At 34.4% G+C, this 21,217-nt stretch carries 25 protein-coding genes, 2 tRNA genes and 1 pseudogene; 11 read left to right on the top strand and 17 right to left on the bottom strand.

From position 1 onward, the window contains the following. Positions 1-102: 102 nt before the first annotated feature. From CD29_RS18135 to CD29_RS20745, 6 genes are all read right to left on the bottom strand, one after another. Positions 103-303: a cold-shock protein gene (locus CD29_RS18135; protein WP_036190061.1), complete on the bottom strand. Its 201-nt coding sequence runs from the start codon at positions 301-303 to the stop codon at positions 103-105. Positions 304-579: 276 nt separating this feature from the next. Further along, a complete protein-coding gene (locus tag CD29_RS18130) occupies positions 580-789 on the bottom strand; it encodes a hypothetical protein (protein ID WP_036190059.1) in 210 nt (69 codons plus the stop codon). A 332-nt stretch (positions 790-1,121) separates the two neighbouring features. Further along, complete coding sequence (locus CD29_RS20950; RefSeq protein WP_081976315.1) at positions 1,122-1,286, bottom strand: YjcZ family sporulation protein; 165 nt, start codon at positions 1,284-1,286, stop codon at positions 1,122-1,124. 116 nt (positions 1,287-1,402) lie between these two features. Continuing rightward, positions 1,403-1,942, bottom strand: coding sequence for a DUF1572 family protein (locus CD29_RS18125; protein ID WP_036190057.1), 540 nt, complete (start codon positions 1,940-1,942; stop codon positions 1,403-1,405). An 86-nt stretch (positions 1,943-2,028) separates the two neighbouring features. Further along, the gene (locus CD29_RS18120; RefSeq protein ID WP_235801868.1) at positions 2,029-2,595 is read right to left on the bottom strand and encodes a methyltransferase domain-containing protein; all 567 of its coding nucleotides are present in this window, start codon (positions 2,593-2,595) and stop codon (positions 2,029-2,031) included. 35 nt (positions 2,596-2,630) lie between these two features. Continuing rightward, the gene (locus CD29_RS20745) at positions 2,631-2,783 is read right to left on the bottom strand and encodes a hypothetical protein (protein ID WP_235801867.1); all 153 of its coding nucleotides are present in this window, start codon (positions 2,781-2,783) and stop codon (positions 2,631-2,633) included. A gap of 221 nt (positions 2,784-3,004) precedes the next feature. On the opposite strand from CD29_RS20745, the gene CD29_RS18115 reads away from it, so the two are divergent. After that, positions 3,005-3,385, top strand: a complete 381-nt coding sequence (locus CD29_RS18115) for a YmaF family protein (RefSeq protein ID WP_036190056.1) — start codon at positions 3,005-3,007, stop codon at positions 3,383-3,385. Positions 3,386-3,647: 262 nt separating this feature from the next. On the opposite strand, the gene CD29_RS18110 is transcribed toward CD29_RS18115, so the two are convergent. Further along, on the bottom strand, positions 3,648-4,304 hold the full coding sequence (locus CD29_RS18110; RefSeq protein ID WP_140422922.1) for an AraC family transcriptional regulator: 657 nt from the start codon (positions 4,302-4,304) through the stop codon (positions 3,648-3,650). Between the two features lie 99 nt (positions 4,305-4,403). On the opposite strand from CD29_RS18110, the gene CD29_RS18105 reads away from it, so the two are divergent. Beyond that, the gene (locus tag CD29_RS18105) at positions 4,404-4,739 is read left to right on the top strand and encodes a hypothetical protein (protein ID WP_036190054.1); all 336 of its coding nucleotides are present in this window, start codon (positions 4,404-4,406) and stop codon (positions 4,737-4,739) included. A 60-nt stretch (positions 4,740-4,799) separates the two neighbouring features. Here CD29_RS18105 and CD29_RS20365 read toward each other — a convergent pair whose 3' ends face one another. The 7 genes and pseudogenes from CD29_RS20365 to CD29_RS18075 all read right to left on the bottom strand — a co-directional run bounded on the left by CD29_RS20365 (position 4,800) and on the right by CD29_RS18075 (position 9,309). Then, entirely contained in the window at positions 4,800-5,360 is a 561-nt protein-coding gene (locus CD29_RS20365) for an isochorismatase family protein (RefSeq protein WP_036190069.1), read from the bottom strand. A 60-nt stretch (positions 5,361-5,420) separates the two neighbouring features. Further along, positions 5,421-5,834 (bottom strand): annotated as a pseudogene (gene lspA, locus CD29_RS20360) (signal peptidase II); the annotation flags it as partial. 57 nt (positions 5,835-5,891) lie between these two features. Beyond that, positions 5,892-6,698 (bottom strand): hypothetical protein, encoded by an 807-nt coding sequence (locus tag CD29_RS18095; RefSeq protein WP_036190052.1) that lies wholly within the window; start codon positions 6,696-6,698, stop codon positions 5,892-5,894. Positions 6,699-6,713: 15 nt separating this feature from the next. Next, positions 6,714-7,076: a YybH family protein gene (locus tag CD29_RS18090; protein WP_036190050.1), complete on the bottom strand. Its 363-nt coding sequence runs from the start codon at positions 7,074-7,076 to the stop codon at positions 6,714-6,716. Between the two features lie 162 nt (positions 7,077-7,238). Beyond that, positions 7,239-8,063, bottom strand: a complete 825-nt coding sequence (locus tag CD29_RS18085; RefSeq protein ID WP_036190048.1) for a protein phosphatase 2C domain-containing protein — start codon at positions 8,061-8,063, stop codon at positions 7,239-7,241. Beyond that, on the bottom strand, positions 8,056-8,511 hold the full coding sequence (locus tag CD29_RS18080) for an HIT family protein (protein WP_036190046.1): 456 nt from the start codon (positions 8,509-8,511) through the stop codon (positions 8,056-8,058). The genes CD29_RS18085 and CD29_RS18080 overlap by 8 nt, the downstream gene beginning before the upstream one ends. Before the next feature lie 294 nt (positions 8,512-8,805). Next, positions 8,806-9,309 carry a GNAT family N-acetyltransferase gene (locus tag CD29_RS18075; protein WP_036190044.1) on the bottom strand — a complete coding sequence of 168 codons (504 nt, stop codon included), beginning with the start codon at positions 9,307-9,309 and terminating at the stop codon, positions 8,806-8,808. A gap of 198 nt (positions 9,310-9,507) precedes the next feature. On the opposite strand from CD29_RS18075, the gene CD29_RS18070 reads away from it, so the two are divergent. The 3 genes from CD29_RS18070 (at position 9,508) to CD29_RS18060 (ending at position 11,969) form a co-directional block, all read left to right on the top strand. Then, positions 9,508-10,107, top strand: coding sequence for a YitT family protein (locus tag CD29_RS18070; protein ID WP_052124246.1), 600 nt, complete (start codon positions 9,508-9,510; stop codon positions 10,105-10,107). Positions 10,108-10,234: 127 nt separating this feature from the next. Continuing rightward, positions 10,235-10,789, top strand: a complete 555-nt coding sequence (locus tag CD29_RS18065; RefSeq protein ID WP_036190042.1) for a hypothetical protein — start codon at positions 10,235-10,237, stop codon at positions 10,787-10,789. Between the two features lie 163 nt (positions 10,790-10,952). Continuing rightward, positions 10,953-11,969, top strand: coding sequence for a DUF2332 domain-containing protein (locus CD29_RS18060; RefSeq protein ID WP_036190040.1), 1,017 nt, complete (start codon positions 10,953-10,955; stop codon positions 11,967-11,969). A gap of 634 nt (positions 11,970-12,603) precedes the next feature. Here CD29_RS18060 and CD29_RS18050 read toward each other — a convergent pair. Continuing rightward, on the bottom strand, positions 12,604-12,876 hold the full coding sequence (locus CD29_RS18050) for a hypothetical protein (RefSeq protein ID WP_036190036.1): 273 nt from the start codon (positions 12,874-12,876) through the stop codon (positions 12,604-12,606). 485 nt (positions 12,877-13,361) lie between these two features. Between CD29_RS18050 and CD29_RS18045 the strand changes: the two genes are divergently transcribed. The 6 genes from CD29_RS18045 to CD29_RS18020 all read left to right on the top strand — a co-directional run bounded on the left by CD29_RS18045 (position 13,362) and on the right by CD29_RS18020 (position 20,722). Next, the gene (locus CD29_RS18045; protein ID WP_036190034.1) at positions 13,362-13,550 is read left to right on the top strand and encodes a hypothetical protein; all 189 of its coding nucleotides are present in this window, start codon (positions 13,362-13,364) and stop codon (positions 13,548-13,550) included. A gap of 1 nt (position 13,551) precedes the next feature. After that, positions 13,552-13,749, top strand: coding sequence for a YwbE family protein (locus CD29_RS18040; protein WP_036190032.1), 198 nt, complete (start codon positions 13,552-13,554; stop codon positions 13,747-13,749). A 285-nt stretch (positions 13,750-14,034) separates the two neighbouring features. Further along, entirely contained in the window at positions 14,035-15,225 is a 1,191-nt protein-coding gene (locus CD29_RS18035; RefSeq protein WP_036190030.1) for a beta-ketoacyl synthase N-terminal-like domain-containing protein, read from the top strand. Further along, entirely contained in the window at positions 15,225-17,621 is a 2,397-nt protein-coding gene (locus tag CD29_RS19805) for a putative bifunctional diguanylate cyclase/phosphodiesterase (RefSeq protein WP_052124245.1), read from the top strand. Before CD29_RS18035 ends, CD29_RS19805 begins: the two co-directional genes overlap by 1 nt. A 290-nt stretch (positions 17,622-17,911) precedes the next feature. Continuing rightward, positions 17,912-19,270 carry a M20/M25/M40 family metallo-hydrolase gene (locus CD29_RS18025; RefSeq protein ID WP_036190028.1) on the top strand — a complete coding sequence of 453 codons (1,359 nt, stop codon included), beginning with the start codon at positions 17,912-17,914 and terminating at the stop codon, positions 19,268-19,270. Between the two features lie 18 nt (positions 19,271-19,288). After that, positions 19,289-20,722, top strand: a complete 1,434-nt coding sequence (locus tag CD29_RS18020; protein ID WP_235801866.1) for a YfcC family protein — start codon at positions 19,289-19,291, stop codon at positions 20,720-20,722. A gap of 313 nt (positions 20,723-21,035) precedes the next feature. On the opposite strand, the gene CD29_RS18015 is transcribed toward CD29_RS18020, so the two are convergent. Next, positions 21,036-21,106: transfer RNA gene (locus tag CD29_RS18015), tRNA-Cys, on the bottom strand. Positions 21,107-21,137: 31 nt separating this feature from the next. Next, positions 21,138-21,212 (bottom strand) — tRNA-Gln (locus CD29_RS18010). Between the last annotated feature and the right edge of the window lie 5 nt (positions 21,213-21,217).

Here is a 21,217-nt window from a genome sequence, read left to right as displayed (position 1 = left end):
ATCCTGTGCTGTTATTGCACATGGTGCAACTGCCCGTCGCACATAAAAGAGGAATCCTATTATAAGGATTCCTCTAGTATATTTGCTAATTACAACGAAAAATTAAAGTTTAACGATGTTTGTAGCTTGTGGTCCACGTTGACCTTGTTCAACTTCGAATTCAACTTTTTGACCTTCGTCTAAAGATTTGAAACCGTCGCCTTGGATTGCTGAGAAGTGAGCGAATACGTCAGATCCACCTTCAACTTCGATGAAACCGAAACCTTTTTCTGCGTTAAACCATTTTACTGTACCTTGTGTCATTTAAATGACCTCCATTAAATTAAAATTAATATATAAGCTTTTTAAAATAAAAAAATTCACATATTACAAAAAGTACCGAACAAACACGATTACTCTTTGTAATAGGTGAATTCAAGATGCTTTCCAATAGAGGAACTTATTTATTTCATTGTACATGATAATTATATGTTTGTCTATTTAATTTTATTCATTAACTTGTCCATTTTTTTTTATTTATGAAAAAAAGCGTCAACTCTTTTATTTTGAAAGAGTTCGACACTCAGTTGATGCTTAAAATTAGCGCGATGTTTTTGGTGGTTGGCAAACCTCACATTTACGCTGGTTATTATCTTTAAACTTTTTAAATGTCTTTTCAAAGTTATTACCACATGCACATTCAAACAATAACTTTTGTGAGAATCCGCGGTATTCCGTTGTTAGTAACTTACTTTCAGAATTGTTCTCAACAAATTTTTTAATCTCATCAATTGTCCATCTTTTATTCATTCACTTACCCTCCCATCTTTCGCTTAAGCGGAGGCTGTCTTTTGCATCCGTTAAAACCTCTTAAGTTCCTCATTATAGCATGTTCCACAAATTATTTATAAGTTTTTAATAATAATTAGTTTGCAAATATATTTGAATTTCATTCGTTTCACATACTTAAAGGTTTGGAAACACAAATGAAGAAAGACACCTAATTTTTAGGTGTCTTTAATAATATATGAACCGTTATTTTCGAGAGGGGAATATACATGGCACTACTATTCTAAAAATGTTTAAACGAATTCTGCATCGTTAGTAATTGAATAAATTTCATTACTCAGTTCTAAAGAGGATTAGCAATCTTTTTTCATGAAGTGAGCACCAACAATAATTAATAAAATGAATAGCACAACGATTAATACGAATTCTTTGTTGTTACCGTTACCTTGATCATAAGCACCAGCTACATTGTTATCATTGCAATAATCGTATTGTTGTCTACCGCATCCGTATGACATAATTTCTCACCCCCTTATCACACTATTACTTTATGTGTGTTCATAAGAGAGGCACTGGTCAAACGTGGAGTTTTTTAAATTTCAATTTTTCTATCTTTATTTTTTATTCTAAACTGTTATGGATTTTGTTGTTTTTCAATCATCTCTTTTAAATAGGTTTGTGATTTACCTTTTGGGATACTTAAATTTTGCCAAAAGTCATTTTTCATTTGTTTCCCTAAGTAAACAATTTGCCCAACATGGTATGCATAATGAGCTACTTGCCTTTCAATTGCGTCAATCACCGAATGCTGTTCTCCACGAATTGTAATTTGTTTTAATAAATCATCTTCCTTCAAGTTCGATAATGCGCTCAATAGAGTTTTCCAACCTCTTTCCCAAACAATGAGTAAATCGTACTTTGAAGTGATATCGTCTACAAATTCATCATCACGATTTCGATAATCCTTTTCGCCGTCAGAAGTTAGAAATTCGGTCCATCTAGAAACCATATTACCGCTCATGTGCTTGACGATAATTGCCACGCTGTTGGATTCTTCATTATAAGTCCAATGAATCTCCTGATCAGATAATTGTTCGATTGTTTTATCTCCAAGATCTTTTAAGCTTTTTAATCTCTTAATGACAATTTTCAAATACTCGTTACCAATGCTCAAATGCATACCTCCTTGAAATGGATTACAAATTAGAGACTAGTATATGATTAAACTTTCGCTCTTACTTCAAGATAAGACGTTAACTCTCATAAGTTATCAATCTTAGTACTTTTAATTATTAGAGTTGTAGGTAAATATTGCACTTTTTCGTAGTTATACCAACGATTGGAATGCTTCTGTTCATCAAGTTCAGTTAGTGAAACTTCCTCTATTACTCGTTCTACTTTGAACCCATTATTTATTAATGCATTAATGTAAGTACTAAGTTTAAATTGCTGCATAATTGCTGTGTGGCTCCATGCTTCGTGCTCGTACGGTCCTTCTTCATGGTAGGATTTATTGAATGTTAAAGTTCCGTTTATATTCTTTACACGACTATACAACGGATGTTCCCAACTAAAGATGAAGCTACCACCTAATTGTAAATATTGGTTTATATTTTTTAATGTTTTTTCTAGATCCGTGGTCCAGCCTATAGCAAAAATGGAAAATACGATATTAAAATAACCTGATGGGATGCCTGGGTTTTCTTCCATTGGTGATTCATATAACCGCACATGCTTTTTGGAACCGCTTAGTAGTGCCCTCGCAGCTTCAAGTTGTTTACTTGTTAAGTCTAATCCCCACAATTCACAAGCATTTCTTTGTTCCAAGTATTTTAATGAGTGCCCACTTCCGCACCCAATCTCTAATATTTTAAATTTGTTATATCACCAAATAAATTTAAATCATCCTCACTTGGCGCAAAGGGTCCGTATTCAGGTAGTGGATTTCTACCATAAAAACGGTGAGCTACTTCTTCCCAACTTTGTTTATTGATTGATAGCGTGTTGATGTCCAATTATATCCCCCTCCTATATATCTACTATTAACTTTTTCGAATTTAAGAATTACTTTTTGATTAGCTTAGAATTGTGCATAATATACAATCTACTCTTAATTTTAGATACTACTTTTTTTTCAGAATTCCTTTAATTCGTATGAATAATTGCTTAATTTTACTTTTGTGCCCACTTTCGCCTAATTTACATACAATAGAAAAAAGAAAAAGGAGATTGGCTATTGGAAATTCCTATTTCTGGATTCATGTACCATTCTGAGGATTCAGAACCTATGCATTCTCATCAGCTTTATATTACTCAGTGGGATGGAATGCCAGTTCAAGGGCATAGTCATGAATTGAGGGGCACTACTTCATTTGATGTTGGTCATAATCATAAATATGCCGGAACTACCGAACCTTCGCCAAGTGGAGTTCAACACACACATCGATACTTTACATTTACATCTGTTGATGACAGACATAGACATCAAATTCGTGGGGTGACCGGCCCTGCTATACGCCTTCCCAATGGTGGACATTATCATGAATTTAGTGGATTTACGACGGTTGATGGAGTCACTCCACATCGGCATAGTTATGGTGGTAGAACGAGTTTGTAGAGATTTCTTTGAATTAGAGCCTTTGTGAATCTTGATATTAGAAAATTGCGTTGGTTATTAGAAAATATATAAAGTTATTAGAATTTCTTCAGAAAACTAGATAACCTGCGTAAGTTATTAGAAAAATTTGATGAGTTATTAGAAAATTCGAAGTGATTATTAGAAAATATCTCATTGTTATTAGAATTTCATGAGCCCCCCTATTAATAGAACCTAATTCAAGATAAAAAAAGGGTTCACTCGAGATTACTCAAGTGAACCTTTATTCGTTCCTAAGTTGACGAATTAATTCAAGATATTGCGTATCTCCCAGCCCATATTCTCTGAAGTTTTCTAGTAGATTCCGGACAAGCTCCTTTTCAGATTTGTATGGATGATTGTGAATATATTCTTGAAGATTGCCTTCAGGATTTAAATAGGAGAAATAAAGTTCAACTCCTCTTTTCAATAAAGGCGGAGTGATTTCTGCTGGCATAATTTTATTTATTAATACTTGGTTGTAGAGTGATGCGTAGCCATTTGCAAACAGTGTGTATTTTTCTATAGGAGCAAAATTGTCATCCACAATATGAAGCGTTATTGCACCTTCATGATTGTATTGATCTAGCAAAGCAAGAATCGTCAAAATGTTGATTTGGCAGAACATATCTGTATCAAACCAAAGCTCGAGATTTTTGTATTGTTTGCTCAATAGCAGTTCTAGAGGCTTTAACGTAATGTCCGTGTATTGTTGAAGGTTTACATGATGTACTTCCGCGCGCTTATTATTAAATTCCACAGAGAATATTTCTTCAGTGGCATCCCCAAAACACATTGCCTCATTGAAAGGTATCATTGTTTCACCATTTAAAAACCCTGATTGCTTGAAATGGTCATACATCGATTGACCGTTTAAAATATGCAAAGTCTGTATCATCAATGGGAACCTCCTTTTTTTTAGGCATATTAAATGCCAGAGTTTTTCTAAGAAAATCATATGTGATAAAATGAATGAATCCTATAATAAGGAGTGATGATGATGTTGTTTCTACCATCCGTATTTATTTCCACATTCGTTTTATATATTTTAAATCTGTTATTTATTATTAAAAAGGAGATTCGCCATTTTAAAATATGGAAGATCATCCTTTTAGTTTTTAATATTGCAGCACTTATCTTCAATGGCATTTTGATTTATTACTTTACGGTTTTTGTTATACTAATCAATAGCGATGTTTTTGCATTTTTACGTGATAATGTTGTGGTTAATCTGCTATTTATCGGTTTGGTACTATTTTTTATAGTTTGTAATATTGTTTTATCTGTGTTTGTAATCAGAAAGAAACCTGGTAAGGAAAATTCGCCAAATCCTTGAGTTTTCTCATATACATGTGGAAGACACCTCTAATTATAAACATTTAGAGGTGTCCTTTTATTATCGATAATTATTGTGAATGGGCTGAAACAAATCGTCATCTGAATTTCTAACGAGTGAAAAGTAATCCACGTTATCATGACCATGGAGAACACGATTATGGTGTTGAATGATTTGCTGTGCAGTTAGATTACTTGAGTCTGACGTAGAATGGCCATCACCAACAAGTGTCACATCAAAGCCATTTACAGTTGCTGCTCTTACAGCAGTATCAATGCAGTATTCTGTCTTACATCCCATGATTACAACATGCTCAATCTTTAGCTCTTTTAGATGCTCCAGTAAAGGTGTTCCGTAAAATGAATTTGTTGCGGCTTTATTAAAAACGACTGCTTCTTGAGGTACGTTTATATTAGGGTGTACTTCAAAACCTCCCCCTTCGCCACCTGCAACATCCGTATCACGTATGAAAACAACTGGAATTTTTCCATCAATAGCATTTTGAACAACTTTATTAATATTGTTTATTAATCTTTCTTTCTCAAAAACGCCTGTTTCAACATTTCCATCTCCATCGATAATAGCCGTTTGTGCGTCAATTACAAGTAATGCTTGATTCAACGGATTTCCCCCTAAATTTAATTTCCTTTTCTTCTTTTGGATAAGCTCAGTATTTACCGTGTCTGCGATCAGCAAAACCATTCCAATATTTAAGCTATAGTCTGCTAGATTAAGTATTCCATTACTATATCCAAATGTGATAAAGTCAGTCACTTGGTTAAACAGGACTCGATCGATGGCATTTCCAATTGCTCCCCCAGCCAGGAAACCCGCGCCTACATCCAGTAGTACCCTCTTACCTTCTTTCTTCCGGTAATAAATTAAGAATGCTACTACAAAAATCGCTACTGGAACAAACCACCTGCCATACCCTTGAAAAGAACTAAAAGCAGCACCGCTATTTTCATAGTGGGTGATAATAATTGGGCTGTTCCACAGTTGAAAGGATTCACCAATTGCAACGTTCATGCGAATCCAAATTTTCGTTAGTTGATCGAAGGCGATTACAACTATTGCAATTAGATAAAAAAACATTTCAAAATCCCTTCCTGTTACAAACGAAGCTTTTTATCTAAGTATAAACGTTTTCTATTACCCCTTCACCCAAATCGCTTTTGTATAAGCAATCTTCATACCCGATTTTTCCATGTTATTTTGACTAATGGAACCGAATTTTGCTTGTCCAACTATTAGCTTGTTCTCTTTTCGAGAGGCATCCAACATACGCTCTTTTATTAGAGCACTTTGAACTCCAAGGTTTCTTTCAAATGGTAGTGTAGCTGCTGCTGCAAGTGTAGCTACCTGATTCTTTGAAAACAGAACTCCAATTCCTGCTGGACGTTCATCGATTAAGGCTAGGTAAAACGTCCACCCTGGAATGGAATAAAGAATTCTATTGTTCTGTGCCACCCCACTTGATAAAAACTCTGGCATTTGGAAACCTTTTGTATAAATTTTTCCAAATAGGTCAAATTCATTTTCATTTAGTTTTCGGATTGTAATGTTAGTTGTTTCCTCAAAGGGTTCATCGATTAGTTGTTTGTAAAGAGTAGTATGAAAGTCTATTTGGTAAAATCCTAACTTAGATAGATATGTAAGCAATTCTTTCGATGTGTGCGCTGGGGTTAATTCAAATTGTACAGGAATTTTTTTTTGCTGATAAAACTCTAATATTTGCTCAAGGTATTGTTCATCACCTGCTCTTAACCCTTTTATTGTATTAAAAGATGGTCCTGGGATGTTTTGAGACAAGAAGGCTGTAGCAGATCCAAAGGTTTGAATTTCAACGCCCATTGGATTGCCTTCTATGTTTTGTATTGCCTTAAGTCTAGAGGATAGCATGTCAATTTCTGCTTGTTCTATTTTTAGAGCCAATTCTTTATTTACAACAACAGTCATTGGTTCAAATCCTTTCTAGAAAGTTGGTATTGGACTTAAATGTTCATGGATTAATAGCCATTGATCGGCTTCTTTAGTAAATACATTCGTCGCTCGTCCTTTTCCACTAGCATACTTACCATCGACATATCCCTCATAAAAGAATGTATAGATACAAGTCGCAGAATGACTACTATTAAAGAGCCACGTTACATCATGAGCTTCATAGTTTTCATCTTTTATTGTATTCCAAGCATTTTCAAAGTATTGTTGGATTTCATTTAGGCCTTTACAAGTTTGGTTGCTAAAGAAATAGACTGCCTCAGGATGAAGTAATTTTTGAACTTCCTTAAAGTCATGTGAATTTGTTGCACGTATATAGTTGTTTAATATCTCCATCTTGAACTCTTCTCCCACTAACTATTTTTCCGTAATATTGAAATCGCACGTATTGGCAGTGTTTTCGCACATAAGTTTGCGAAATTCGCTCGTATTACCTTAGAAACGCACGTTTTCCGAAGAACGAACATATTTTGGAATCGCGGTAACTTTTACTAACCTCTATAAAGCTTTCGAATCCCGATCACTTGGCTGCATACCTTCTTCCACTACTTCCACAATCCAAGATAGAATAGTCGTGCTATCTAGCACACCGTTTTTCCGTATTTCATTTAATAAATAGAAGACACCCTCTAAAATCGTTGCATTCTGAAATGCTTGGAAAATCTCAGCTGGGTTATCAAAATTTACATTTGGGCATTCAACAAGTCCGTCCGTTGTTACAAAGATGTGATTTTTACCTTTTCTCAGCTCTTTTGTCCCAGTGCTGTAACATGGTACTTCTAAATCGAACGTGTTCACTTTTCCGATCCACTCATAAAAACTACGATGATTTTGTTGGAATTCGTTAAGCGCAACAAGTTCTGGGTGATGTACATGAAGAATACAGTCGCCAATAGAAAACCACCACAAATATTTGTCCTTCCTTGCGACAATTAAGCAGGCTGTCTCACCTTCAACCATTTGGCACGCTTTTCGAAATGATTGGCTTTCAAAAGTTGTCAAAAATAAGTTTTGAAGGTTTCTAAACGCTTCGCGAGTTGGTAAAGTCAAGGCGTGCTTGATGTCTGATTGAAGGGAATGAATAATCTCAACTACTAACTCCGCACTTTCTGCTGTTTTGTGGGCATCTAAAAGAACAGCGAATTCGGCGTTCAAGTCCGCATTTACCCAAACTAAGCAACCATCTTCATTTTTCACCTTTCTGTTTGTTGTAGAGTTTCCACCAAACCGCCCTAGTACAATATGACCTATCGGTTGAGCATCAATCTCATCAACATAATGTTTCTCGCTACCTACCCAACGATATTCAACCCAATTATTCATGTGGATTCGTCTCTAAGTAAGATTTAAGTCGTTCGCAAAGTGAGACAACTTCACTTTCATCACCCATTTTTGCGTTCGGTGCATCATAAACTGCGAACGGTGCCCAATATTCCTTCGGCGTATTTGGATAGCGTGGAATAATATGCATATGAACGTGTGGAACTGAGTTACCTGATACAACTGCATAAATATGTTCAGCATTTTCGGATTCCTTCAAAGCTTTACTGATTTTTGCCATTGTCACCCCAAAGGTACTTGCTTCCTCAAAATTCATATCCCCTAGAGTTGGTACGTGCCGTTTCAAATCAATCATCAAATGTCCCAGGTAATTCGGCTCGCCATTACTATCGATGTGCCCCACATAAATGTACTCATTTTGGTATATGACGGTACCTGCTGTTTGAATCTTACCCGAGTGTTTATCACAAATAAAACAGCTTTCTACCATTCTGTCTCCCCCTCACTTAAGTCAAAGATTTACATAGAATCTATGATACTGATTACAAAGAAATGAAATTATGGATGTATGTTTATATCTAGAAGAAGCTGTAACATTAAAAAACCTCCCCAGGCCATAAAAAGTACAGTGTAGACAAGTAAGAGAAACCAACAAACTAGTAGAAATATTTTGTTTACCCACTTATTAGATAGGATATTCATATTTACCCCCCTCACCTTTAAGTACAACTGCTTAATCATTTCTGGTATTGCTAATAATTACCTTTAACATCTACATACCCTGTTAGTTTAAAAATAAAACCATAAAGTCTTCGTCATAATATTGATTATTACTTTTAAGCGCATTTGGTTCGACGCCATAAGTTTCAAATCCGAGAGATTGATAGAGTTTTTTTGCACTTACGTTCGTTGAAACGACCTGCAAATGGATCTGCTCTACCCCATCTTCTTTCTTCGCACGATTAATGATCTCTAGTAGTAACGCTTTTGCGACTCCACGACCGCGCATTACAGGTGATACATACATTCCATAAATATTAGCCCTGTGTTTCATCTTACTACCAGCTTCACGCACATATCGTGCTACTCCAACTAAAGATCCCTCATCAAATGCACCTAATACAAACTTCTCCTGATCCGGACGAATTCGTTCTTTTACCATGTCCGTCGTATACTGGATTTCTTTTTCATAAGTTGAACTATAGCTCTCAGGATTTGTTTGTAGAGCTTCTAATCTTAAAATTTGGTAATTTCTTGCATCTGATTCAGTTAATATTCTAATTTGCATGAATTCTCTCCACCCTTATCAGTTTCTTTCTATCCATTTATCTAAATAAATATGTATGTTGAATCTTGTCCATTGTTTTTATTTCCACTATGTTCATCATATTTCCTTTCTTCACATAAGAATAATATGGGAAAAGTTTAATTCCACAAGCTCAGCATCAACTTGCACCTCAATTTTTTTAAAAGGAGCATTTATTATTTGAAAACACTTAGACCTTACAAAGATTACTTTATTGAACTAGCTTTTAAAATACCATGGATATTCATTGGAGCAATGATGGCTGCTGTTAGTCTTGAGGTCATATTAATTCCACATGGATTGATTGATGGAGGCATAACTGGAGTTTCCATGATGCTTTCTAGTATTGGTGGATTTCCATTAAGTACATTATTGTTTCTATTAAATATTCCTTTTTTACTTTTGGGCTTAAAATTTTTAGGAAAGCGTTTCGCCTTTTCAGCGACTTTTGGAATTGTTGCATTAACCATTTCGACTGGTCTGCTAGAACGGAAGACTCCTTTTTTAGAGGGGAATACAATATTAATTTTAATCATCGGTGGTATCTTGCTCGGAATGGGGATTGGGATTGTTATACGAAACGGTGGCGTTTTAGACGGGACAGATGTGTTAGCACTGTTAATATCTAGTCGAACTCGTTTATCAGTCGGTGAAGCTATATTTGTCATTAATATTTTTATATTCCTGTTAGCACTTCTGTTGTTCGGATGGAAAGGTGCATTGATTTCGACTATTACATATTTTATCGCTGTAACTGTGGTAGATATGGTGAAAAGTTAGATTATGTTATTTGAGCGTGATGTAGTTCTGTTATTTTGGTTTAAAATCCTGTGGTGGCATTTACTTTAATTTATGGTATATTATAGTAAAATCCTTTTAAAATACCCTTTAAGGAGGGGTGCTATTTATGAGCGTGTTAAGAGCAAAGAACAGTCGTCAACCTGCTTGGATTGTAATTGCGGTGATAATGCTAATATTCGGTCCTTTAATAGCAATTTTGACACCCGTGATCTTAACAGTTACAACTTATCAATTTAGTTCTCGTATCACTTATGTCCCGTTACCTATAGGTTTCAGATACTATTTAATTGCATTTGTTCTTACTAGTGTTCTAATGACATGTATCTATTTTATCTATAAAAAATCGCTAAAAATTACTTTTACAATCATTACTACTTGCATTTTTTTATTCTTGTTTTATACAGGGACTAATCAGTATCAATATTTCGACCGAGAATATATTGAAGTTGGTAGCGTCTTTGACAAAAAACAATACAGTTGGAGTGAAGTTGAAGAGGCTGTTATCGTTGTCGACTCAGCTGAATTTAGAAGCTTATTTTTAAAAATGAATGATTCTAAGGAAATTGAAGTATTGTTAGCTGGTTTAGTTACTAGTAAAGCAGAAATGTCCATTAGGAATCGTTTAATTGAAAACGAAGTAGAAATTAAATATGCAGATTAAGGAGTAGTCAGTACGTCGGTTGGCTGACTCCTTTTTTAACCTTTCAAACAATTTTTCCACCAATCATCTACGAATCCCCATCTAATACAATTCCTAAAAGTAAGTCATTTCATTTTTACCTGTGCTTGTAAGAAAGTACAACAAATTCTCGGGAGATGATGATATGAAACAAGATTTATCTAGTAGATTTTTACAATTCGCAAAGGAATGTGAAGATTCAAGCCCACTGTATGAATATCTTTCTACACAAATTGCACAAGACATCGTATTACAGAATGTAGCTGCACAAGTACCGGCTGGTCAACCAGTTCCAAACATGTTGTTTGCTAGTGTGCATTATTTATTAATGGGGCAAGATGATGAATTAAGATCTTATTACCCTACTTTTACAAAAACACCGCTACCAGTTGAAAATTCACTTTTACCTTTCAAACAATTTGTTTTAAAAAATCATAAGCTATTAATGATGCTGTTTCGAACAAGGCTTGTCCAAACAAATGAAGTTCGCCGTTGTGCTTATATGTACCCCATCTTCACGGAAATTTATGAGGAGCAAGGAAAACCTCTTGCATTATTAGAGATTGGGACAAGTGCAGGTTTGCAGCTCGGAGTAGATCAGTATAATTACTTATATAATGATGAGATTTGGGTAAGGAACACCCCTAATCTTCTTACGATTACGTCTACAAATTTAGGTAATCCTCTGCCTAATTCAATTCACACACCACCTGTTGTGAAAACGAGGATTGGTGCTGACTTAAATCCTATAAATTTAAAAATAGGAAAAGAATTAAAATGGTTACAAGCATTAATTTGGCCAGAACATCATGACAGACGTAAGATGCTAGTAGAAGCAGCTCAAGTAGTAAATAATTTGGAAATTCAGTTTGTTCGTGGGGATGCGATTGAAAAATTAGAGGATCTATGCGCTTCTATTTCTGAAGATGAGCAAATTGTAGTCTTCCATACACATGTGGCAAATCAGATTCCTAGAGATAAACGTGAAGAATTAATCACAAAGCTAAAGACAATTAGTAAGGACCGCCCTTTATATCACTGCTATAACAATTTGTTTGATGCGAATTTGCACCAAGATTTTTTAGTGGATGGAATTGTTAATGAAAAAAGAGTGATGGAGCCTGCTGATGGCCATGCAAGGTGGTTTAGCTGGGTAGATTAGTTCTAAAGTATTTTTATTAAAGATTGGTTCCTTTATCAATTGCGAGGAATTGATTTTTTTATTTTCCACTCACCACTCTTGTGCCTTTTCTAATATTAAAATATTTTACTTCTTTGAAAATAAACCGCAAATGATAATACCCAGAACAGAACACATAACATTATATGAATGGCGACTAAATTAAAAAAGGTAGCAACAAAAAATGTGAACCCTGTGAAGATACTTGTCAGGGCAAAACTCAACTTCACTTTATATTCAAACCCCACCAATGCCATTAAAGGAATGTAAGCTATTGCGACAAGCACTGGCCACCAATAGGTAATGGATTTTATGAGCATTTGAGTTCACTTCCTTTTTTAGTCTATTATAGCTGTACTCCTAATTTGAGTATACTGAAAATTGGTATTATTTGGGCCCTTGGGAAAAATCATATTTTATCCATTCTACTAATATGTATTAAGCAGGAAAAAAGTCGATATCCATTTAAACACAGAGAAATCGACTTTGTTAGTTATTTTATTTTCACATTAAATACATCTGTAGTTGTAACCATAAGTGCGAGAATTTTCTCTGCCTAATAGATAAAAAATTACCCCAATAGCATTTGTGCCATTGGGGTGTTTTATGGAAATTATTATTTTTTTTCTTGATCTACTGTATTTAAGCACCAAGTGAAATTATCCCATGCAGAATGCCAGCCGCTAAAAACTTCAGATGAGTCGTCCCAACGAACGTCGAATTTTTTCTGACCATCGACATCGATTAAATACAATGCAAGGGTTTCATCTTTTTTAGAAACAGCTAACTTTACACCGTTTTGAACATCTTCTTCAGTAAATTGAACATCCGAAACTGAACGGACTTGTGCTTGTTCAAAAATTTGTTTGTTGATAATTTTATAATTCATATTAAACCCCCAATAAAGCGTCTATTCATTTATAATTCCCTATTTACGTTCACATTATAGGTCATTAAAAGTATATCCTATAATTGCACAACCATAAAAACAATTAAAAATTGATTTTTTATTGTTTTGTCTCAGCTTTAAAAATATATCATGAAATGAGAAAGTTGTGTATAAAAAATCCTCAACTAGCTATACTATTAAAGATTTCACTTCAAGTTCGATGACAAGGAGGGTTAACCCGATGAGTGCGATTGATCGTTAACTCATAAAAGGTGTACCGAATAACAGAATAAGCTAAAGCATTTATGCGAAGCGGAGGCTGTGTGTCATGGAGCAGGAAATGTAGTGAGATTAGCCCGGATTTATTTCCGGGCTTTTATTTTTTGTTTAAAATACTTCTTTCTTGAGCTGTAATATTCTTTCACAATTAGTAAAAATAGATTATACTTGATTAACCAGAATTTTCATAAAGGAGGAATTATAGAATGACGGAAAACCAACAGTCCGAAAACACAAAAAAGAGCCTGCAAGAGATCGTGAAGCAGCAGCTTGAAGCGAAGAAAAGCCAATCTTCTAATGGCAAAGGAAAAACAAATGTCGACCTTTCAGCTAAAAAAATGAAAAGCCAGCAAACTAAAAAAACAATGAATACTCGTAGAAAAATGGGCGTATAAAATGGACGGCCAAAATCGCAATAATATAATCCCAGGCATTACTGTGGACATCGTATTAAAAAAGGATCAAAAAACTGGTAATCTTACAAGAGGCATTGTAAAAGATATCCTTACAAAATCGGGTACCCATCCCCATGGTATTAAAGTTATACTAGCCGATGGTCAAATTGGACGAGTTAAGGTAGTCCATAAAAATTAATTGAAAAATATGAACCAAAGAATAACCCCGGAACTCTTTCCGAGGTTTTTATTTTATTTAGCCCCCTATCAACTTCTAAAAAGTCAAAACAAACTCCACTACACAAATAGTTTATTCAACTCTAGTATTAGTTCTTTTGGCATTATTTCATAATTTTCAAACATTTCAATCTATTATACTTAAGACCTATTAACATATAGACTTTATGGAATTGAGTAGTATATAATGGGAAAATGCTATAAACATCAAAATACTATAAAACCATAGAACGTGAAGGTGATTAAATTGGGCGAAATAGTAATCACAGGTTATGGCATTAAAGCGCCTGGTGTACATAATAAAACTAACCTTCTAGATGTATTAAGAAATGGTAAATGTACACAGAGTATTATTCATAATAATACTCTGCCAAAGACTAGCATCGTAGCGGGAGTTATCGAAGACTACTTTATTGAAATAAACGGAAAAAATTATAAACGTTATCCCCGTTTTACTAGAATGGCTGTTGCTGCAGCATTAGACGCTGCTACCATGTCAAATCTACATTATTATAAGCCACATCGAATTGGCGTCATAATTGGGACGGCCGCTGGTGCAATACTAGAGATAGAACAGTATTCTTCTCAATTTTTTGATCTTAAAACGACTCCACTCCACGGCGTTGCATTCGCTGACTCACATACAGTCTCTAATTCAGTCTCTGAACTAATAGGTTCATGTGGGCCATCTTTCACAATTTCAACTGGGTGCACTGCTAGTCTTGACGCAGTATCAATAGGTAAACTATTACTCGAAAGTGGAGATATTGACGCTTGTATTGTAGGAGGTACAGAAGCTCCATTAGGTCAGTGGACTATGAATGGTTTCAATAAAATTAGATCTCTTTCAACAGAATCTGTTATTGAAAAGGCTGGAGTTCCTTTTTCAAGTGAACATAGTGGTTTTGTATTATCCGAAGGTGCAGGATTACTCGTACTCGAACGAAAACAAAATGCAATTGAACGTGGACAAAAAATTTATGGTGTGATTGAGCGGGTTGTCTCAAGAAATGAAGGTCAATCTTTATTAAAATCAGATATTACAGGTAAGCATATGCTGGAAGTTTTTCAAGATTCTTTACAGGATACTAAACCTACATATATAAACAGTCAGGCTCTAGGTTTAAAAGCAAATGATCAGATAGAACGTTTTATCTTAACAGAAACATTTGGTTCAGAAGTACCTATCTCCTCAATTAAAGGTATGCTTGGACATTCCTTTGGCGCGATGGGAGCAATTCAAATCATATCATCGCTTTTGTCGATGGAATATGGGTTTATCCCCCCTACTATAAAAACAAATGGTGTAGGATTTGAAGACGTACCAATTGTACTCGAAACGAGATATCAAGATGTTGAATCTGTTTGTATCACAACTCATGGAAGTAGTGGAAATAATGCTTGCCTATTACTAACAAATAGTTTGGAGGCGAAGTAATGTTTTCGCTCTTTTTACTTATTTTATCTTTTATACCTATTACTGTTGGTATTACCTTATTAGTATTATTTAAGGCAAATAAATTATCCAAAATCATCTTTCTATTTCTAGTAATGGTTTCGATTTGGCATTTAGACATTACTTTTTTATACTCTGTTAGTTTGTTTGAAAAAGAAACCATTTATTTCTTTTATAGACTGTTTCGTTTTGGATCGATTATGATAACACCGATGTTATTCCATTTAGGATATATCATTGCACAAGAAATGTCTGCTAGTGAACTGAAAAAGAAATGGCGTCTATTGGTAAACCGGAATGTAGTTCTAATACTCTATGTGATTTCCTTTCTTGTATACTTATCTTCATGGAGCGAATACGGAATCCGTGATCTTGTACTTTTAGAAATTGGTCAAAGTATTTTTTATTTCCCTGTATATGGGGAACTATCGTGGATTTTCTATACCAATATTGCATTATTTATCGTAAGTATAACTTCTTGTCTATTAGTTAGTAGAAATGTAGATAATGAGACCGCTCGTTCTTTTTTATTCTACTTTAATATTTTCTCTATATTTAGTTACGCAATAGGTGCTTTGAATATGTTCCCATCGGCAAGGTTATTAGCAAGTCCAATTTCAATGTTGGTCTTCTCTTTATCCATACTAATTCTTTCAAGCCGAATGCATTTTGATATTATTAATAATTTCAATAGAAAGTTAAAAGAACAAAAGCAGTTTCTATTTCAAGTAATCAATTTAAATCCAAACTATATATACGCTCAAGATAATAACGGTCGTTATACATTGGTTAACGAATCTTTCGCACAATTAAAGAAATTGAAAATTCAAGATATTATTGATAAAACAGATGATGAAATACACCAAGCTCAAACTGTAAACAATGATTTTTCTATTTTAGACCAAGATGATTTAAATTTCCCTGAAATACAATTTATAAGAGAGGAAACTTTAACAGCGGCATCTGGTGAGAAAATATGGGTTCAGACTGCTAAAGTCCCTATTTGCATGAATAATCGCCCCTCAATTCTTGCTGTTTCGACTAATATTACAGAACGTAAGAATTATGAAGATGAAATTACTTATCAAGCGAATCACGATATTTTAACAGGTTTGCCAAATCGCAGAAAGTTCAATGAAGATTTAATAAACTTACTCGAAAATTCGGATAGTGATTCAGATATTAATGCGATTATGCTTCTAGACATTGACCGTTTCAAATATATTAATGACTCACTTGGTCATGATATTGGCGATTTACTATTAATAGAAGTTTCAAAACGTATTGAAGAATTTTTAAATAATAAACATCTAGATTCAACAATATATCGTCTTGGGGGAGATGAATTTACTTTAATTCTTCCCAATTATAATGCGGCAAAAAGTGAAACTGTTGCCAAAGATTTGTTGGAATTGTTTAAAAGCGGTGTATTAATCGATGGAAGTGAATACTTTATCACCCCTAGTATCGGAATAAGTATTTATCCTGAACACGGTGATAATGCAAATACACTTATAAAACATGCAGATACTGCAATGTACTATGTAAAAGAAAAAGGAAAAAACAACTATCAACTCTTTAACTTAGAAATGCAACAACATTTTTATAGAAGAATGATAATTGAAAAACAACTAAGAACTGCCATCGAACAATGTGAATTTGAGCTTTTCTATCAGCCAATTATTAATTTAGAAACAAATGATATTGTTGGAATGGAAAGTCTCTTAAGGTGGAACAACAAAACACTTGGAAGAGTTGCGCCTGATGAATTTATTTCAGTTGCTGAAGAAACTGGTATGATTATTCCAATTGGTCAATGGGTATTAAATAACGCACTTAAACAAGCTGCCTTATGGCAAAAAGGGACTAATATGTCACTAGTGATTAACATTAATGTATCTGTAAAACAGTTACTAGATATATCATTTGTTGAGATTGTAAAACGTGCTATACAAAATGCAAATATTGATGCATCTCTTGTCGTATTAGAAATAACAGAAAGTATTGCCATGTACGCTGATTCCTTAGTTGAAAAACTTAATACCTTAAAAGAACTTGGCATTAATCTATCTATGGATGATTTCGGTACAGGCTATTCTTCGCTTAGCTATCTAAATAAGTATCCACTTGATTCTTTAAAAATTGATAAATCCTTTGTATTAGGAATGTATGATGATGAGAATAAAGCGATTATTAAAACGATCATTGCCATTGCAAAAGAATTAAATTTGAAAGTTATTGCTGAAGGTGTAGAAGGACAAAAGGAACATCATTTTTTAATAGAGAATGATTGTGATTACGCTCAAGGTTACTATTTCAGTCCCCCACTCCCTGCAAATGATTTTAAAGAAAAATGGTTAAAGAATAAAACGGTGTAATATTCAATAAAAACTACTTAACGAGATTAGTTCGTTAAGTAGTTTTTTATTATTCTACTATAGTGCTACTAAAAGCATTTTTAAGGCATTTTCCCAACCAATATATTGAACAATTGCCGTCTTTGTCATCTTGATGACCTTTTCTTTCTCATTTCACTAAAAATTCATTGATTATATATTTATAGTGTTTTATTATTGTATACATACTATCACACTAATACATTAGCACTTTAGAGAGTAAAAGTAATAGCGGATGTTTTGCTTAATTTAAAAAAGAATAGGTGATTTTAATGCCTCTAGATGGAATAGATCAAATACTACTAAACAATAAGGGTACTTACATAGAACAATTATTTACTCTATTAAAACAAAAGAGTATAAGCACACAAAATGAAGGTATTTTGGAATGTGCTAATTTACTGAAGTCTATAATGATGGAACTTGGTATATCTACACGAATTATTAAAACTGACGGTCATCCAGTTGTTTACGGTGAAATCATAAAAGATCAAACATTCTTTACTTTACTCGTTTATGGACATTATGATGTCCAACCAGTAGAGCCATATGATGAATGGCTGTCTCCCCCTTTTGAACCTACTATTCGCGGTGGCCGAATTTTTGGACGAGGTGCTGGAGACAACAAAGGACAACTGGTGGCAGGGCTACTAGGTGTGAGAACTTATCTAGAATTGTTCGGGGATCTACCTATTAATATTAAGTTCCTATTTGAAGGTGAAGAAGAACTAGGAAGTCCAAATTTGGCATCATTTGTGAAGGAGCATAAAGAACTTCTAAAAGCTGATCTGGTATATACATCAGATGGTTCTTCACATAGTAGCGGCGCTCCCCTTCTATTATTAGGGGCTAGAGGCTGTCTTGATATTGAACTTAGAGCTAAAGGCGCCGACTTCGATAATCATTCAGGCAATACAGGCAACATCATACCAAATCCAGCTTGGAAGCTAATCCAATTATTAAATTCAATGCGTGATGAAGATGGACGGGTGTTAATTGAAGGATTTTATGATCACATTCTTCCCCCTTCACAGCTAGAAAAAGAGTTAATGAAACAACTACCTTTTGATGGAAAGGATATTGGGGAAAAAATCGGCTACGACCGTTTAGATATCGACGCAGAAACCTATTATCATCAATTAACAATGGAACCTACTTTTAATATAAACGGATTACAAAGTGGTTATACAGGTGAAGGAATGAAGACAATTATTCCTTCCACAGCTACAGTGAAAATGGATATTCGCCTTGTAGTGGATCAAGACCCTAAAGATATTTTTAATAAGATTTGTAAGCATGTCCAAAAACATGATCCAAATATTGAGGTAATCTATATTGCTTCTATGGAACCGTCAAGAACTTCAGCTGATTTAGAAATAGTTAAGATTGTCGCAGGTGCTGTTAAAGAATCTTATCAACAGGATCCACTAATTCAACCTAGTCTTGGAAGTTCCCTTCCTGATTATGTTTGGACGAAAATTTTAGAAGTACCTTCTATTATTATGCCTTATGCAAATTTCGATCAAAGAAATCATTCTCCTAACGAGAATATTCGTATTGATTACTTTTTAAATGGCATTAAATGTACTTGTCACGTAATTGATGCCCTAGGAAAACTTAGTAAATTTTAATTTAGCGGGGGTTTAAGTGTGAAAACAACTGAGATAATGACAGAAGAAAAACAGAAGAAAAAATTGAGTAAATACTCATTTAAAGTACCACATGTATTTGCTCTCATGTTTTTTATTATTTTGATAGCAGTAGCATTAACATATATTGTTCCTGCAGGTGAATTTGATCGGGTAGAGGACCCCAATACTGGACGTACACTTGTTGTAGAAGGTACATATGAAAAAGTTGCCCAAAATCCTGTGGGTATTATTGATATTCCAGGCTTAATCATAACAGGGATAAAAGAAGCAAGTGACATTATTCTATTTTTATTCGTAGTTGGTGGTTCCTTCAGAATTATTACATCAACTGGTGCTTTCGACGCTGGGATAAGAGCCGTAACATCAAAATTAGGAAATAAGGATATTCTCATAATCCCCCTTCTTTTATTAATTTTTGCAATTTGCGGTGCTACAGTTGGAATGACAATCGAAGCAGTCGGATTAGTTCCGCTGCTGATTGCATTTGCAAGGTCTATGAAATACGATGCCATCACAGGGATGGCCATTGTCTTTATGGGGTGTTTCTGTGGATTTATCGCCGGGTTAATGAATCCCTTTACCGTTGGGGTTGCTCAACAGATAGCAGGACTTCCTACTTTTTCAGGTATGTGGTTAAGAGCGATTATTATGGTCGTGTTAATTATTGTTTCAAGTTTATATATTATTCGTTATGCAAAAAAGGTAAAAGCTGACCCCACAAAAAGTTTAGTATACGATCTTGAACAAAAACAAAGAGAAAATACGGAGACTATAAATACTCCTTCCAAATTACAAGTAAAACACTACTTAATCATTCTTACTTTTATGGCTGGGATTGGCTTATTAATTTGGGGAGTTATTACAAAGCATTGGTATCTTGAGCAAATGGCTGCCCTTTTCCTAGCGATGGGAATTATTGCAGGAATTTTCGCAGGTTTTAGTTCAACCCGTATTGCCGAAGAATTCGTAGAAGGTGCTAAATCAGTTACACTAGGTGCTTTAATTGTAGGGATTGCTATGGCGATTACAGTCGCTTTAAAAGAAGGCCAAATTATCGATTCATTGATAAATGGGATGGCTGGCATTATTATGATTCTACCAGACTTCTTAAAAGTTATTAGTATTTACCTATTCCAAGGTGTTATCAACTTCTTCATCAGTTCTGGTTCAGGACAAGCATCTGTTACCATGCCTATAATGGTTCCTTTAGGTGAGTTAGTTGGAATTACAAGACAAACAACAGTCTTATCCTTCCATTTAGGTGATGGATTTACAAATCTGATCTACCCTACTGGTTCTACATTAATGGCTTACCTTGCAACAGCGGGGATAGGGTATGACAAATGGGTAAGATTTATCTGGCCATTAGTTGCCATTCTTTTAGTTATTGGTGCCGTGTTTGTAGTGTTTGCACATATAATTCAATATTAAAATTTCGTCTTAACATATTGCTTTAAACTTTAACCTGTGGATTATATTATCCACAGGTTTTGTTATTTAACGTATTTATAGCAATGGATGCATTGTCATCTTATTTCTATAAGAGCTGGACTAGAATAATCGAAGAGTGATGGATAAAAATCAAATTGTTTGAATAGGCGTTATCCATCCAGGTTTAGTGGTTACTTTATTTATTAAAATAGCTCTCCACTATAAATATATATACAAAAAAAGCATTTAATCCTTTTTTCGGATTAATGCTTTTTACCTTTTATATTTTATTCAATACATTTCTCATTGATAAAGGCGGCTACCGGATTTGAACCGGTGATAAGGGTGTTGCAGACCCGTGCCTTACCACTTGGCTAAGCCGCCATAATTACGGCTGTAATTTTTTAAAAATAAATGGCTGGGGTACCTGGATTCGAACCAGGGCATGACGGAATCAAAATCCGTTGCCTTACCGCTTGGCTATACCCCAAAGTT

Source organism: Ureibacillus manganicus DSM 26584 (assembly GCF_000772945.1).
GTDB lineage: Bacteria > Bacillota > Bacilli > Bacillales_A > Planococcaceae > Ureibacillus > Ureibacillus manganicus.
Note: the sequence above shows the minus strand (reverse complement) of the source record. Positions and strands in the feature narration are given on the sequence as shown.